10 protein-coding genes are annotated in these 16268 nt (G+C 68.2%); 6 read left to right on the top strand and 4 right to left on the bottom strand.

Annotated elements, in window-relative coordinates; genetic code table 11:
• Positions 1-177: 177 nt before the first annotated feature.
• Entirely contained in the window at positions 178-4545 is a 4368-nt protein-coding gene (locus tag EV138_RS35690) for a S8 family serine peptidase (protein ID WP_238158596.1), read from the top strand.
• Positions 4546-4641: 96 nt separating this feature from the next.
• On the opposite strand, the gene EV138_RS35685 is transcribed toward EV138_RS35690, so the two are convergent.
• Positions 4642-5151, bottom strand: coding sequence for a winged helix-turn-helix domain-containing protein (locus EV138_RS35685; RefSeq protein WP_133985023.1), 510 nt, complete (start codon positions 5149-5151; stop codon positions 4642-4644).
• Positions 5152-5470: 319 nt separating this feature from the next.
• Here EV138_RS35685 and arfA point away from each other — a divergent pair, with 319 nt between their 5' ends.
• Positions 5471-6622 (top strand): channel-forming protein ArfA/OmpATb, encoded by a 1152-nt coding sequence (gene arfA / locus EV138_RS35680; protein WP_133985021.1) that lies wholly within the window; start codon positions 5471-5473, stop codon positions 6620-6622.
• Between the two features lie 7 nt (positions 6623-6629).
• On the opposite strand, the gene EV138_RS35675 is transcribed toward arfA, so the two are convergent.
• Positions 6630-6884 (bottom strand): hypothetical protein, encoded by a 255-nt coding sequence (locus tag EV138_RS35675; RefSeq protein WP_133985019.1) that lies wholly within the window; start codon positions 6882-6884, stop codon positions 6630-6632.
• 142 nt (positions 6885-7026) lie between these two features.
• Here EV138_RS35675 and EV138_RS38710 point away from each other — a divergent pair, with 142 nt between their 5' ends.
• The 4 genes from EV138_RS38710 (at position 7027) to glgB (ending at position 13412) form a co-directional block, all read left to right on the top strand.
• Positions 7027-7605, top strand: a complete 579-nt coding sequence (locus EV138_RS38710) for a sunset domain-containing protein (RefSeq protein ID WP_202867103.1) — start codon at positions 7027-7029, stop codon at positions 7603-7605.
• Positions 7606-7901: 296 nt separating this feature from the next.
• Complete coding sequence (gene treS, locus EV138_RS35665; RefSeq protein WP_133985532.1) at positions 7902-9617, top strand: maltose alpha-D-glucosyltransferase; 1716 nt, start codon at positions 7902-7904, stop codon at positions 9615-9617.
• Positions 9614-11035, top strand: coding sequence for a maltokinase N-terminal cap-like domain-containing protein (locus EV138_RS35660; RefSeq protein ID WP_133985017.1), 1422 nt, complete (start codon positions 9614-9616; stop codon positions 11033-11035). Before treS ends, EV138_RS35660 begins: the two co-directional genes overlap by 4 nt.
• Positions 11036-11114: 79 nt before the next feature.
• Positions 11115-13412: a 1,4-alpha-glucan branching protein GlgB gene (gene glgB, locus EV138_RS35655; protein WP_133985015.1), complete on the top strand. Its 2298-nt coding sequence runs from the start codon at positions 11115-11117 to the stop codon at positions 13410-13412.
• Positions 13413-13421: 9 nt separating this feature from the next.
• On the opposite strand, the gene EV138_RS35650 is transcribed toward glgB, so the two are convergent.
• Positions 13422-14741: a hypothetical protein gene (locus EV138_RS35650; RefSeq protein WP_133985013.1), complete on the bottom strand. Its 1320-nt coding sequence runs from the start codon at positions 14739-14741 to the stop codon at positions 13422-13424.
• A 144-nt stretch (positions 14742-14885) separates the two neighbouring features.
• Positions 14886-16157: a hypothetical protein gene (locus EV138_RS35645; protein ID WP_133985011.1), complete on the bottom strand. Its 1272-nt coding sequence runs from the start codon at positions 16155-16157 to the stop codon at positions 14886-14888.
• Between the last annotated feature and the right edge of the window lie 111 nt (positions 16158-16268).

The raw sequence follows: 16268 nt of genomic DNA, 5'->3' as shown, positions 1-16268 counted from the left end.
TCGCGGCGTCACATGCCGCGACCTGGGGGGCACGGAGCGTTCGCAGAACCGGTTCAGCACCGGGGAGCTGCGAGGCCCTGCACCTCGCAAGTTGGCTCGGGGGCCGACTCGGGGATGTACAAGTGAGGGGCTGCAGAGATGTCACATCAACGAAGAGGGGGACTCGCCAGATCTCTGGTGAGTGCTCTGGCGGCGGTTGCCGTGATCACGACGGGGCTGGCCTCGGCCGCCCAGGCGGCACCACCCACCAAACCCAGCGGGACGCCCGCGCCGGTGAGCAAGATCAAGCCTGATCTGCTATCGAAGCTGCAGGGTGACAACGCCAAGGAAGCCACGGACTTCTGGGTCCACTTCAGCGCCAAGGCCGACCTGACCGCCGCGAGCAAGATCACCGACTGGACCCAGCGCGGTACGGCGGTCGCCGCAGCGCTGAAGAAGACCGCCGCGGAGAGCCAGGCGGGCGTCAAGGCCCAGCTGGACGCCGGCCACGCGTCGTACAAGAGCTACTGGGCCACCAACGCGATCGTCGTCAAGGGCGGCTCGCTGGAGATGGCGCAGAGCCTGGCCGCGCGCAGCGAGGTCGAGGCGATCTACAACCCGGTCAAGTACGAGATCCCGAAGACCACCGTCGGGACCACCGAGCACCAGATCAACTCGGTCGAGTGGGGTATCGCGAACATCAAGGCCGACCAGGTCTGGTCGCAGTACGGCGACAAGGGCGCCGGCATCGTGGTCGCCAGCATCGACACCGGGGTCCAGTACGACCACCCGGCGCTGGTGAACTCCTACCGCGGCAACCTGGGCAACGGCCAGTTCGACCACAACTACAACTGGTTCGACGCGGCCGGCACCTCGCCGAACGCACCGGCCGACGGCAACGGGCACGGCACCCACACGATGGGCACCATGGCCGGCGACGACGGCGCGGGCAACCAGGTCGGCGTCGCACCGGGCGTCAAGTGGATCGCCGCCAACGGCTGCTGCCCCAGCGACGACGCGCTGATCAGCTCCGGGCAGTGGATGCTCGAGCCGACCAACCTCGCCGGTCAGAACCCGGACGCGAGCAAGCGGCCGAACGTCATCAACAACTCCTGGGGCAGCACGCTGCCGTCGAACGACCCGTTCATGGAGGACGTCACCAACGCCTGGACCGCGTCCGGGATCATGGGTGTGTTCGCCAACGGCAACAGCGGCCCGGGGTGCAACACCAGCGGCTCACCCGGCAGCACGCAGAGCATCTACTCCGCGGGTGCCTACGACATCAACAACAACGTCGCCTCGTTCTCCGGCCGCGGTTCCGGCCAGAACGGCGTGATCAAGCCGAACATCTCGGCCCCGGGTGTCAACATCCGGTCGAGCCTGCCCGGCAACACCTACGGCGCCTTCAACGGCACCTCGATGGCGACACCGCACCTCGCGGGTGTCGTCGCGCTGTTGTGGTCGGGCGCGCCGAGCCTGAAGGGCGACGTCGCGGCCACCCGGGCGCTCCTCAACCAAACGGCCGTCGACAAGTCCGACACCACCTGTGGTGGTACCGCGACCAACAACAACGTGTACGGCGAAGGCCGGCTCGACGCGCTCGCACTGCTGAACGCGGCCCCGGTCGGCGACACCGGCACCCTCAAGGGCAAGGTCACCGCGACCGGTGGTGCTGCTGTCGCCGGCGCCTCGGTGACGATCAGCCAGACCGGTACTCCGGACAAGGTGCTGACCACTTCGGCAGACGGCAGCTACTCGGCCATCCTGCCTGCCGGTGACTACTCGATCGCAGTGGCCGCCTTCGGCTACGTCGGCCAGACAGCCACCGCAACGGTCACCCTGAACACCACCACGACGAAGGACTTCACCCTCGCCTCCGCTCCGACGGTGAACGTCGGCGGCACCATCACCGACGGCTCCGGCCACGGCTGGCCGCTGTACGCGAAGGTGAGCGTCGTCGGCCCAGGTGGGGTCTTCGACTACACGACTCCGACGAACGGCCGGTACAGCCTCAAAGTCCCGTCGAGCTCGTCGTACTCGCTGAAGGTCGAGTCGCAGTACCCGGGCTACCAGACGGTGACCCAGCCGATCACGGTCGGCACGGGCAACCTCACCAAGAACGTCGCAGTACCGGTTCGCAGCGACGCCTGCCTGACCGCACCCGGCTACCGCAACGGTTCGGACGGGGTCTACGAGACCTTCGACGGCACCGCGGCGCCGAGCGGCTGGACCGTCGTGGACAACAAGGGCAACGGCCAGACCTGGAAGTTCACCGATGCCGGCAACCGCGGCAACCTGACCGGCGGGACCGGCGGCTTCGCGATCGTCGACAGCGACAAGTACGGCTCCGGGCAGTCCCAGGACACCTCGCTGGTCAGCCCGGTCGTCGACCTCAGCGCGGTCACCGCACCGGTGGTCCGCTTCAACCAGGACCTGAACTACCTGTCCGGCGAGAAGGCCGACGTGGATCTGTCGATCGACGGCGGCGCGACCTGGAGCAACCTCGTCGCCCAGACCGCGGACCTGCGCGGGGTGAAGGAGATCCCGATCCCGCAGGCGGCCGGCAAGTCCGCCGTACAGGTTCGGTTCCACTACTACGACGCCTCGTACGAGTGGTGGTGGCAGGTCGACAACGTCCTGATCGGCAGCACGGTCACCTGTGAGCCGACCGGCGGCGGCCTCGTCGTCGGCAACGTCAAGGACGCCAACACCGGCGGCTTCGTCAACGGCGCCGTCGTCACCCGCGACGACAAGCCGGCCGAGACCGCGACCACCGTCGCCACCCCGGACGACACCGGGCTCGCCGACGGCTTCTACTGGCTGTACTCGTCGGACTCCGACACGCACAGCTTCACCGCCAAGGCCGGCAACTACGTCTCGGCGAACCAGTCGGTGAACGTCGAAGCCGACTGGGTCACCCCGGCCGACTTCACCCTGGCCGCCGGCCGGGTCAGCGTCACCCCGTCGGCGATCTCGGCGAACCTGAGGATGCCCGACGGCAAGGTCACCAAGTCGTTCACCGTCACCAACACCGGCGGCGCGCCGGTCGACCTGAAGTTCGGTGAGCGCGACGGCGGCTTCGTCCTGCAGAACGCCAACGGCAGCACCACCACCAAGACGCAGGTGCTGACCGGCACCGGCGCCCCGCTGCAGCGGCTGGAGGTCCCGACGTACTTCGGCAGCAAGCTGGCCGGCAAGACGAACGGTGCCGCTGCTCCGGTCAAGCCGCTCGCGGCCCCGTGGCAGGACATCGCCGACTACCCGGCGGTCGTGATGGACAACCGGACGGTCAACGTCGACGGCAAGATCTACTCGATTGCCGGCGGCAACGGTTCGGCCTCGTCGGCGAACAACTACGTCTACGACCCGGCCACGCTGGCCTGGACGGCGATCGCGCCGCTGCCAGGTGCCCGCAACGCGGTCAGCGTCGGTGCTGTCGGTGGCAAGATCATCGCCAGCAGCGGCTGGGGCGCCGCCGGCCCGGACGCCGCGACCTGGTCCTACGACCCGGCCGCGAACAAGTGGTCCCCGGTCGCCGACAACCCCGCTCCGCGGGCGGCCGCCGGTACCGCTGTCCTCGACGGCAAGCTGTACGCCGTCGGTGGCTGCACCAGCGCCAACTGCACCCCGATGTCCAACTCGGTCGTCGCGTACGACGCGGCAGCCAACAGCTGGTCGACGGTTGCCAACTACCCGAAGTCGGTGGCGTTCCTGGCCTGTGGCGCGATCGACGGCAAGGTGTACTGCTCCGGCGGTAACGACGGAGCAGCGGCGCAGAAGGGCGGCTACGTCTTCGACCCGTCGGCCAACTCCTGGTCGCCGATCGCCGACGCTCCGGCCGACCACTGGGCCTCGTCCAACTCGGTTGCCGGCGGCAAGCTGATCGTCGTCGGCGGCGTCCAGGGCGGCGCCATCACCAACGCCGGCTTCGCCTACGACGCGGCCGCCAACACGTGGACCGCGACACCGAACGCCAACCAGCCGCGGTACCGCGGTGGCGCGGCCTGCGGCTTCTACAAGATCGGCGGTTCGTCCGGATCGTTCAACGCGACCGCAAGCAGCGAAGTACTGCCCGGTCTCGAGGACTGCTCCGAATCGTCGGCCGACGTCAGCTGGCTGACCGTCGACCAGACCGAGGCCACCCTGGCCCCGGGCGAGAAGGTCGTCGTCAAGGTGGGCCTGAGCGCCAGCGTCGACCAGCCGGGCACCTACACGGCCACGGTCACCATCGGCGAGAACACGCCGTACACGGTCAACCCGGTCGACGTGAAGATGAACGTCACCCCACCGACCACCTGGAGCAAGCTCCTCGGCACGGTCAGCGGCGTCAGTACCTCGGGCGTCACCGCTCCCCTGTCGGGCGCGACCGTCGAGGTCGACTCCTGGGCGTCGTCGTACACCTTCATCACCGACAAGGACGGCAACTACGCCTACTGGCTGGACCGTCGCAACAACCCCCTCACCCTGATCGCCGCCAAGGACGGCTACAAACCCCAAACCCGCACCACCAAGCTGGTAGCCGGCACCCCGGTCACCGAAAACTTCGCCCTGAAGGCCACCAAGTAACCCCGGCCTAGCACTCCCGGCCCCGCCCACAACCTGTGGGCGGGGCCGGTCTGCTTGTACTACGAGCCCGCATCGCGGCTCGACGTACGCGGGGAGTCAGGCGGGTAAGAGGTGGAAGCCGACGCCTCGGACTGCGTGGATGGTGACGGTGGTGCCCAGGTCGGCGAGTTTTTGGCGGAGGCGTTTGACGACCGAGTGGATGTGGGAGCCGTGGCCGAGGTGTTCGTTGCCCCAGACGGCGAGGTGGAGGCGTTGGTAGGTCCAGACGCGGCCTGGTTCGGTGACCAGGCAGCGCAGGAAGTCGTGCTCGAGGCGGGTCAGGGAGATCTCGCGATCCCGCCAGCGGACCACGCGGCGGTGGACGTCGAGACTGAGCTCGTCCGGATCGGAGGTGGCGACCGGCGTCGGGTGGGGTTCAGCCGCGGGACTCAGTACTACGGGTGTCGTCTCGGGCGCGGTCGTCAGAGCCAGGAAGGCGCGGGCCTGTTCGGCGCTGGAGACCAGGAGCACCGCGTCGGCGTCGGCGAGCAGCCGCGCGAGGTGCATTCGCTCGGCGGTGGACGTGGCTACGCCGATGACCAGGGACGAGTCCGGCGGTCTGTCCATGAGCCCCTCCTGTCAGCGCTTGCCGGGTCGGGCGCAGGGTCCAGTACGGCCAACCGCGCGGGTTAAGTCAAGGGATTCCCTCCGCATCGACATGGCACATCTGCGCCCTGTCCGAGACAGGACAACGTTGGACAGGCTCGGTCTACGCAGCGCCACGGAATGGGCCTTCCGCAGTCGCAGACAGTCGCGGCCGTGCGGACGCGGAGGCCGGCGGTGAACAGCTGGGGATGTCGAGGCGTGGGCGGGCGTGCGCGGTGGACGGCGTACGGAGTAATCTCTGCGCGCACGGTCACGCTTGACCGCAGTCGACGGAGGAACAGTGCCCGGATCCTCGGACGAGAACCGGTCCGACCCCATTCCGGCAGTCGCGACGAGTACCGGACTCGTCCACCGACGGCCTGGTTTCGTCTGGCTGCTCGCCGCGGTGCTCGTCTCCGCGCTGCTGGCCGCCGCCCTGCTCGTCACGCGGACCGGCGCGACCGAGGACGACCTCCGCGAGAGATCGCTGGCTGCTCTGCAAGCCCAGGGAATCAACGGGGTCCAGGTCACGATGGACGGGCGGGACGCGACGGTCGTCGTACCGGCCGGTGCCGATGCGCAGCAGGCCCGGGAGGTGGTCGCCCGTGTCGACGGAATCCGGGTCGCCCGCGCGACCGGCGGCAGCGTCGACGTAGCCGCCACCCCGTCGCCCTCCCCGACGACGGGCGGGCAGACCGAGGCAGTGATCGCGCCGTTCAGTCTGGTCCGGACGGACACGTCTTTCGAGGTCACGATCGCGGTCCGGAACCAGGCGATCAAGGACGCGATCGTCACCGAGGTGCAGTCGTTGCTGAAAGACGGCGGCACCTTCGGCGACAAGATCACCGTCGACCCGGACTCCGGTCTGGCGAACGTGACGGCGGTGACCGGCCTGCTCCGCGCGCTGTCGACAGCGACCGGTGACGCCTCGGTCGACTACGACGGTACGACGGTCAAGTTGTCCGGCCGGGTCTCGGACCAGGCCACCAAGGCGACTGCCGCACGAGCCGCGGCCACGGCCGTACCGGGTGCGGTGGTCGCGAACCAGCTGACCGTTCCGCAACTCGCGAAGCCGCCGGTCTCCGAGGCCTGCCAGACCTTCGAGGCCCGGCTGGCCCAGTTCACCGCCCAGAACAAGATCATCTTCCTGTCCGGCACCGCGATCGTGAACGATCCCTCCCGTCCTTCGGTGGTCAAGGCGGCCGCCCTGCTCAAGAGTTGCGCCACCACCCGCGTCGAGGTGGCCGGCTACACCGACAACCTGGGCAGCAGCGCGAGCAGCCTCCCCTTGTCGCAGGAACGCGCCGACGCGGTGAAGGCAACCCTGACGAGGCTCGGCGTACCGGCCGAGCGCCTCACCAGCCGCGGGTACGGCGAAGCCGACCCCGTCGCGTCGAACAGCACCGCGGCCGGCCGCGTCGCCAACCGCCGCGTCGAACTCCGCATCCCGTAACCAGTCGTCAGCCGAGCCAGGTCAACCTCGGCCAGAGCTGGTCCCAGCCGCGGTCGAGGCAACGGCAGAGCCAGATCGGCCGGTTCGCCCCGGAGTTCTTCAGCCCGGCACTGTTGTTGCTACGGGCAACAATACTGGTGGACCGGCCCACATCAGCAAGGCTGGTTGCCACCTGCCGAGCCTGGCTGAGCGGGCTGGACCGACGCTGTTTCGCGGGGTGGAGTGCGGCCGTACTGCGGAACGGAGTACTGTCCTCGCGCACGGTCCACAGATTCCTTAGGGGACTCCATGAGTTGGCTGGTCGCGCAGGTCTGGATCTTGCTGTTGGTCGCGTTCGTGCTCGGCAGTGCAGCCGCCTGGCTGGTCTTCCGGCTCGCCCCGGCCCGACTGAAGGGCGCCGGCCGATGAGCTGGCTCTTCCGCAACAACTGGCCGTGGTCCCTGCTGGCGTTCCTGGTCGGTGCGATCATCACCTGGTTCCTGCTGGCCCGCCGCCAACAGCCGCGGGCCGCTCCGGCAGCCGCACGACAGGCCGCCGAGGAGAAGACGGACGTCCTGGTCGGAGCCGGCGTAAGAGCAGCCGGTACGCCGGACGCCGCACCACCTCGCTCCCCCGACCCGGAGCCGGTGCCCGCAGGACCGGCAGCGCCCGCAACGCCGGCGCCGCCGGTAGTACCGGCGCAGTTCTCGCAGCGGATGGACGGCGGCGAGCCGGCGGTGCCGACGTTGTTCGACGAGCCGATGGACGACGTGCCGCCCGGACGGTACGGCGAAGGCTCGGCCGACGCGGTGCCGCACCAGGGCCCGCCGGACGGATTCACCATCAAGGGCAACGCCCAGTCGATGCTGTTCCACACTCCGGAATCCCCGTACTACGGCCGGACCAGACCCGAGGTCTGGTTCCGCACCGAGGCCGACGCCGAACGCGCCGGCTTCACCAAGTACGTCCGCAAACCGCGCCGGTCGCCGGGCGCCGGAAAGTAGGGAATCGGCCCGCAGATAGGGCGATCAGGCCCCCATTTGCATGTACTGGCAAAGGCCCGGCAGACTGAGCGGAGCGTCGGCCAGGACCGCCATCCCACGGCCGGTTTCCACAGCACCGGACATCACCGGACCGTACTGCCCTTTTGAGAAACCGTCTGACGGGTAAGGGATATCAGTGCAGCCCGGAGAAAGCGTGTCCACCCGCGCGTCGCCGGATCATTTCGGCGTACCGCAAACCGCATCACAGCTAGGTTTGGACCGAGGGATGACACCCATTGGAGGTGAGCGTGACCGACATGCTGCCGGAGCAGCACCACGGACTGACGAAGAGTGACCCGCTGTGGTTCAAGCGGGCTGTCTTCTACGAGGTCCTGGTGCGGTCCTTCAAGGACTCCAACGCCGACGGCATCGGCGACCTGCAAGGCCTGACCGAGAAACTCGACTATCTCGAGTGGCTCGGTGTCGACTGTCTGTGGTTGCCGCCGTTCTATCCCTCACCTCTGCGTGACGGCGGCTACGACATCTCCGACTACACGAACGTGATGCCCGAGGTCGGCACGATCGCCGACTTCGCCGCGTTCATGGATGCCGCGCACGAGCGCGGCATGCGCGTGATCGTCGACTTCGTGATGAACCACACCTCGGACCAGCACCCCTGGTTCCAGGAGTCCCGCAGCAACCCCGACGGCCCGTACGGCGACTTCTACGTCTGGTCCGACACCGACGAGGCCTACGCCGACGCCCGGATCATCTTCGTCGACACCGAGACGTCGAACTGGACCTGGGACCCGGTCCGCGGCCAGTACTTCTGGCACCGGTTCTACTCCAACCAGCCGGACCTGAACTTCGAGAACCCGGCCGTCGGCGACGCGATGATCGAGGCGCTGAAGTTCTGGCTCGACCTCGGCGTCGACGGGTTCCGGCTGGACGCGGTGCCGTACCTGTTCGAGGAGCAGGGCACCAACTGCGAGAACCTGCCGCGCACCCACGAGTTCCTCAAGCGGGTCCGCAAGGAGGTGGACGCGAACTACACCGACCGCGTCCTGCTCTGCGAGGCGAACCAGTGGCCGGGTGACGTCGTGGAGTACTTCGGCGATCGCGAGTCCGGCGGCGACGAGTGCCAGATGGCGTTCCACTTCCCGGTGATGCCGCGGATCTTCATGGGCGTACGGCGCGAGTCGCGGTTCCCGATCTCGGAGATCCTGGCCCAGACCCCGCAGATCCCGGACACCTGCCAGTGGGGCATCTTCTTGCGCAACCACGACGAGCTCACGCTCGAGATGGTGACCGACGAAGAGCGCGACTACATGTGGGGCGAGTACGCCCAGGACCCGCGGATGAAGGCCAACATCGGCATCCGCCGCCGGCTCGCGCCGTTGCTCGACAACGACGTGAACCGGATGGAACTGTTCACCGCGATGCTGCTGTCGCTGCCCGGCTCGCCGATCCTGTACTACGGCGACGAGATCGGCATGGGCGACAACATCTGGCTCGGTGACCGCGACGGCGTCCGCACGCCGATGCAGTGGTCCCCCGACCGCAACGCGTCGTTCTCGACCGCGACCCCGGGCAAGCTCAGCCTGCCCGTCATCATGGACCCGGTCTACGGGTTCCAGGCCGTCAACGTCGAGGCCGAGATGGAGAACGCGTCGAGTCTGCTGCACTGGACCCGGCGGATGATCCAGACCCGCAAACAGCACCCGTGTTTCGGGATGGGTACTTTCACTGACCTAGGCGGTTCCAACCCGAGCGTGCTGTCCTACGTTCGCGAGTTCGGTGACGACGTCGTGCTGTGCGTGAACAACCTGTCACGCTTCCCCCAGCCGATCGAGCTGGACCTGCGGCAGTGGCAGGGCGTGGAGCCGGTCGAGCTGCTCGGCGGGGTGCACTTCCCGACCATCGGCGAGCTGCCCTACCTGCTCACCCTCGGTGCGCACGGTTTCTACTGGTTCCGGCTGCCAGTCAACAACTCCGGGGTCGCCCAGGCCAATCGTGAGGAGAGCTCTTCGTGACTTCCCATCTGGACCAGGTCCAGTCCTTCTGTGCCAACCAGCGATGGTTCTCAGAGAAGGGACACGACGTCCATGTCGATGCGATGGCCACCTCGGCCTGGCTGTCGGACGAGGGCGTCTGGCCTGCGGTCCGGATCGGATTCGTCTACTGCGCCGGGCCGCCCGGTGCGGAGAACGCAATCCGGGTCTACCAGCTGCCGCTCAGCTACCACCAGTCGCCGCCCGACAACATGGGTCACGCGCTGGTCGGTGACTGGGTGGAGCAGGACCTCGACGACACGAGGGTCTGGGTGTACGACGCGCTGCACGACAAGGAAGCGACGCCGTACTGGCTGGACGCGCTCACGCACGGCCGCACCCGCGACGGGCTGGAGTTCCACCCCGTGCACGCGCCGGAGCGCACGATCGTCGTACCGGAGGACGCGCAGTCTCTCGTCCTCACGGTCGAACAGAGCAACACGTCGCTGGTCTTCGGCGACACCGCGCTGCTGAAGGTGTTCCGCCGGCTCGAGCCCGGGAGCAATCCCGGGGTCGAGATCGAGTCGGCACTCACCGAGGCGGGCTCCGAACTGGTGCCCGCGGTGCTCGGGACGGCGCGGGGCTCCTGGCCGCGCGCCGGCGGCGGTACGGATTCCGGTGACCTGGCGATGATGACGGCGTTCCAGAAGAACGCGACCGACGGCTGGTCGTACGCGACCACCTCGGTCCGGGACCTGTACGCCGAAGCGGACCTGCACGCCGAAGAGGTCGGCGGCGACTTCGCGGGTGAGTCCCACCGGCTCGGCGCGGCGACCGCGCAGGTGCACGCCGAACTGGCCAAGGCACTCGGCACCGACGTCTGGGAGCCGGCACTGATGGTCGAGCACGCGGCGGCGATGAAGCGCCGCCTCGACAAGGCGGCCGCGGCCGTTCCCGAGTTGGAGCCGTACGCCGAGGGTCTCTGCCGCGCGTTCGACGCGCTGGCGGAGTACGGGCAGCCCGTGACGGTGCAGCGGATCCACGGTGACTTCCACCTCGGTCAGGTGCTGCGGACGATCGACGGCTGGAAGCTGATCGACTTCGAGGGTGAGCCGGCCAAGTCGCTGATCGAGCGGCGCGCGCTGGACACCCCGATCAAGGACATCGCCGGGATGTTGCGGTCCTTCGACTACGCCGCGCGTTCACTGCTGGCCGACCACCAGGGTGACCAGCAGATCGCGTACCGCGCGGCCGAATGGGCCAACCGCAACCGCAAGGCCTTCTGCGACGGCTACGCCGAGGTGGCCGGCGCGGATCCTCGCGACCAGGGCGTCCTGCTGGGCGCGTTCCTGGCGGACAAGGTCATCTACGAAACGCTTTACGAAGCCCGCAACCGCCCCACCTGGCTGCCCATCCCGCTGGCCGCGGCCGCCCAACTGAGCGCCTCCGCCGACGACTGACCCGGCGCCGCCGTGTAGGTCCGGGGGCTTCGGGTACGGGGTGCGGGAGATGTGTGGTCTATCGGGCAGGATGGGGTGTATGGATTCGAGTGAGCGGGACACCGAGGTCAGTGAGGTGGCCGGAGCGCCGATCTCCGAGCCGATGAGCGAACCCGAGCACGTGATTCCGGCGGTGGCCGACGCGCCGGCGGAACCCGTCGGGCTGGTGGCGGTGCCGGTCGAACGCCAGATCCTCGAGCGGCTCGTCAGTGGGACGTACCACGATCCGCATCAGGTGCTCGGTCCGCATCTCGGTAAGAGTGGCGTGACACTGCGCGCGTTGCGGCCGTTCGCGCAATCCGTGACCGCGGTCTTCGACGACCAGCGGGTCGAGCTGGTGCACGAGTTCGATGGCGTCTGGGTCGGCGTACTCGAGGTGGACAAGGTTCCCGATTACCGGCTCGAGGTCACCTACACCGACGGTCCCGCGGTCGAGCTCGACGACCCGTACCGCTATCTCCCCTCGCTGGGCGAGATGGACCTGCACCTGATCGGCGAAGGCCGGCACGAGCAACTCTGGACCGTGCTCGGCGCACACGTCCGCCGGTACGACGGTCCGACCGGCTCCGTGACCGGGACGTCGTTCGCCGTCTGGGCCCCGAACGCCCAGGGCATCCGGCTCACCGCCGACTTCAACTTCTGGGACGGCCGCGCGCACCCGATGCGCACGATGGGCTCGTCCGGGGTCTGGGAGCTCTTCGTCCCCGGCGTCGGCCCGGGCACGCGGTACAAGTTCGACATCTGCGGGCGCGACGGGGTCTGGCGGCAGAAGGCCGACCCGATGGCCAACCTGGCCGAGACGCCGCCCGCGAACGCCTCGGTCGTGCACGAGTCGACGTACGAATGGCAGGACTCCGCCTGGATCGACCGACGTGCCGCCTCGCAGGCGTACGCGGAGCCGATGAGCGTCTACGAGGTCCACCTCGGCTCGTGGCGCAAGGGCAGGTCGTACCGCGAACTCGCCGACGAACTCGTTGCCTACGTCACCGAGATGGGCTTCACCCACGTCGAGCTGATGCCGGTGATGGAGCACCCGTTCGGCGGCTCCTGGGGCTACCAGGTCACGTCGTACTTCGCGCCGACGTCGCGCTTCGGCAACCCGGACGACTTCCGCTTCCTGGTCGACTCACTGCACCAGGCGGGTATCGGCGTCATCGTCGACTGGGTGCCGGCGCATTTCCCCAAGGACGCCTGGGCCCTGGCACGTTTCGACGGCACGCCGCTGTACGAGCACCCGGATCCGCGGCGTGGCGAGCAGCCCGACTGGGGCACGCTGGTGTTCGACTTCGGTCGCCCCCAGGTGCGGAACTTCCTGGTCGCGAACGCGGTCTACTGGGCCGAGGAGTTCCACATCGACGGGCTGCGCGTCGACGCGGTCGCCTCGATGCTCTACCTGGACTACTCCCGCGAAGAGGGCCAGTGGGTGCCGAACCAGTACGGCGGCCGCGAGAACCTCGAAGCGGTGTCGTTCCTGCAGGAGATGAACGCGACCCTCTACAAGCGCGTTCCCGGCGTGATCACCGTCGCCGAGGAGTCGACCTCGTGGCCGGGCGTCACCCGCGCGACCCATCTCGGCGGTCTCGGCTTCGGGTTCAAGTGGAACATGGGCTGGATGAACGACTCGCTGCGCTACCTGGAGCACGAGCCGATCTACCGGCAGTACCACCACAGCGAGATGACGTTCTCGATGATGTACGCGTACTCCGAGAACTTCGTGCTGCCGATCTCGCACGACGAGGTGGTGCACGGCAAGGGCTCGCTGCTGCGCAAGATGCCGGGCGACCGGTGGCAGCAACTCGCCAACGTGCGCGCGTTCCTGGCGATGCAGTGGGCCCATCCCGGCAAGCAACTGCTGTTCATGGGGTGCGAGTTCGGCCAGGAATCCGAGTGGTCCGAGAAGGGCGAACTCGACTGGTGGCTGCTCGACCACTCCGACCACCGGGGCCTTCAGCAACTGGTCAAGGACCTGAACGGCAGCTACCGCGACACGAAGGCGCTCTGGTCGACCGACCACGCGTCCGACCGCTTCTCCTGGATCGACGCGAACGACGCCGGCAACAACGTCTTCTCCTTCGTCCGGTACGGCGACGCAGGCGAGCCGACGCTCGCCTGCGTCACCAACTTCTCGGCGGTCCCCCACCACGGCTACCGCCTCGGCCTGCCCTCCGAGGGCCACTGGCAGGAACTGGTGAACTCCGACGCAGCCGACTACGGAGGCTCCGGCGTAGGCAACTTCGGCGGCGTCGAGGCCAACGGCCCGGGCTGGCACGGCATGCCCAGCAGCGCCGAAATCTCGGTCCCCCCGCTAGCCACCCTCTGGCTCCGCCACACCCCGTAGCACCTGACCTCACCGCACGGTCAGGCTGAACGCCCCCGTGTAGATCGGATCCACCGGGAGCCCGTTGTGGGTGCTGGCGGGGATGTACCAGCGGAACTGCGTGGTGCCGCGCCGGTTCCAGGGGAACTGGAGGAGGCCTTTGCCGGCGTACAAGGTCTTGTAGGCGACGCCCTGCCAGGCGCCGGTGGCGGTCTTGAACTGGAGGGCTGCCCGTTGGGTGCCGGCCGGGTTCACCCAGAGGTACGCCTGGGGCCTGGTGCCGTAGGTGATCGTTGGCGTGATGAATTTCGCCGACATCACCCGGGTTGTCGCCCTGACCAGCTTCGACGCTGAAGTGCTGCCGTAGGTGGCCGTCGCCGAGCCGGACTGGTTCGCGACGACGGTGCGGTAGTCCCGGGCGCCGGGGTTGGGCAGCGTGAAGGTGTACTTGCCTCCGGCAACCGTATGGGTGCTGCCGATGACGTACCAGGGGGAAGTGCCCGAGTTGCGGCCCTGCAAGGTGACCAGTTCTCCACTGCCGATGGCGCTGCTCGTCTCAGCGCAGGCAGGCGGCCTGCCGGTCTCATAGATGTACCGACCTGAGAGCGTGCCGGTCAGACTGATCGGTACGCCGTACGCCGACGAACCGGGCGCGCTCAGGGTCAGCGCCGTCGTCGAAACGTGCCCGTAGCCGCCGAGGCCGCCGTGGAGTCCGTTCGGAGCCCACTCGTTGGCGGTGTCGACGAACAGGTCGTACGGCTTGTTCCTGTTCGCGATGATGCCGGTCGGTTCGGTGGTACTGGGTAACGTCACCTCGCCGCAGTTCATCACCGTGTGGGGTAGCTCGTTCAGCCGCAAGGTCAACGTGTAGCGCGCGGGCTCGTCCAGATCCAGCGGATCGCGCGGCGTGGTGTCCTGCCCCGTCGCGGCGGGCACCGACCAACGCACCCGGCCATCGGCCATCACGGTCAGCTCAGGATCGGAGACACCAGGCACGAAGCGGTCGAAGCCCGGTGAGCTCGCCTCGCCGCCGGACGGATCCGTCACCACGATCTTGGAGATGGCTGAAGAGGAAGTGGAGCCGAGGTGGCTGGTGTCGACCAGTAGTTCGTTCGGTGCGCTCGCCGGGACCGAGCCGAGTGGCAGTGGCTCGGATCCGTCCCCCGGGTCGAGGCGCAGCGAGTTGGCTACCGGGGTGGTCTCGGTCCACGTGATCCGGATCTTCGTATGGGTCGTGTCGGTCCAGGCGAGGTCGACGCCGCTCACCGCGGTCTCAGCGGCAACTGCCGGCGAGCTCTGCCACCCTGCGAGCAACACCAGCCCGCAGCCGACAGCAATCGTCCCTTTCACCCTCGCGGGGCCAGTCCTCAGTCGGTTCATATCCCTCTCGATGCACGGTGAGGGCGGGAAGTTGCGCAAACTTGTCGATCCGCGGCACGAAGGCTGGGCGGCGTTGCCTGAGGCAGCGCCGCCCAGCCTTGGTTCAGCCGGAGGTCAGTTGACCGTCAGGCCGAAAGGCCCCGTGTAGATCGGATCGACCTGGAGTCCGTTGTGGGTGCTCCCGCCGACCCACCAGCGGAACGAAGCCACTCCACGGCGGTTCCAGGGGAAGGTCACCAGCCCCTTGCCGGACGACAGCACCTTGGTCGTGACGCCTTGCCAGGTGCCACTCGCGTTCAGGAACTGCAACGCCGCCTGCTGCGTGCCGGCCGGATTGACCCAGATGTAGGCCTGCGGCTTGGCGCCGTAGGTGATGGTCGGGGTGATGAACTTCGCCGACATCAGCGCGGTCGTCGCCCGCACGGTCCTGGACGCGCTGACACTGGCGTACTGGGTGGTGCCGGCCAGGCTGTTCTCGTTGACCCAGACCCGGTACTCGCGGGCACCCGGGGTGGTGAGCGTCACCTTGTAGTTGCCTTGGGCATCCGTGTTGCCCGGGCTCACCAGGTACCACGGACTGGTGGCCGAGTTGCGGCCCTGCAGGCTCACCTGGATCCGGGCGCGATCCGGGTCGTCAGCCTCGACGCAGGTGCTTCCGCTCTCGACGATGTGCCGGACCGCGACCTTGCCGGACAGCACGGCCGCCGCGCCGAACCGGGTACTCGCCGGTGCGGACAGGGTGACCGCGGAGGTCCGCACCTGCTTGCGGTAGTAGTTGTCCCGGCCCCACTCGTTGGCGGCCTGCAAGGTCAGGTTGAACGGCCGGCCCTGGTTCGGAATGGTGCCGCGCAGCTCCGTCGTACTCGGTTGGCTCTTCACCGTGCAGCCGGCGAACTTCATGATCGGCGTGATGTGGATCGGGCCCGGCATGTCGAGCGGATCGTTCGGCGTACCGTCCTTTGCCGAATCGCCCGGGACACTCCACAACAGCTCGCGACTGTTCATCCACGTCTCGGTGAAGGCCGGTGTGCGGAAGTAGGTGTCGAACGCGGCCGACTTCGCTTCCCCGCCGGCGCTGTCGGTGACCGTGATGACAGCCGCGGACGCCGGGTCGCTGCTCACCCCGATCGCTGCCGGGTCCACCGACAACAGGTTCGCCCCGGTCGCCGTCGTCGTACCCAGCACCTTGGCCGGCTGCCCGGCCCGCGTGACGGTGATCGTGTTGGCGACGGCGGCGGACTCGCTCCAGGTGACCTTCACCCGGGCGCTGTCCCAGGCCAGCTCGACCTTCGATACCGTCGCCGCCGACCCGGTCGCAGCCTGCGCGACCGCCGGCACCCCGAGCGCGGTGACCAACACCATTCCAGCCAAAGACTTCTTGAACATCGGCAAATCCCCCTCAAGGATATGAACACAACTTCGTACTCCCCTCGACGCGCTGTCCCCACCGAAACATTGAGTCCCGGCCGAAACCTTTTTCCCCCGACCGGCGGTCGG

Origin of the sequence: Kribbella voronezhensis, from assembly GCF_004365175.1 — a bacterium.
GTDB lineage: Bacteria > Actinomycetota > Actinomycetes > Propionibacteriales > Kribbellaceae > Kribbella > Kribbella voronezhensis.
Note: the sequence above shows the minus strand (reverse complement) of the source record. Positions and strands in the feature narration are given on the sequence as shown.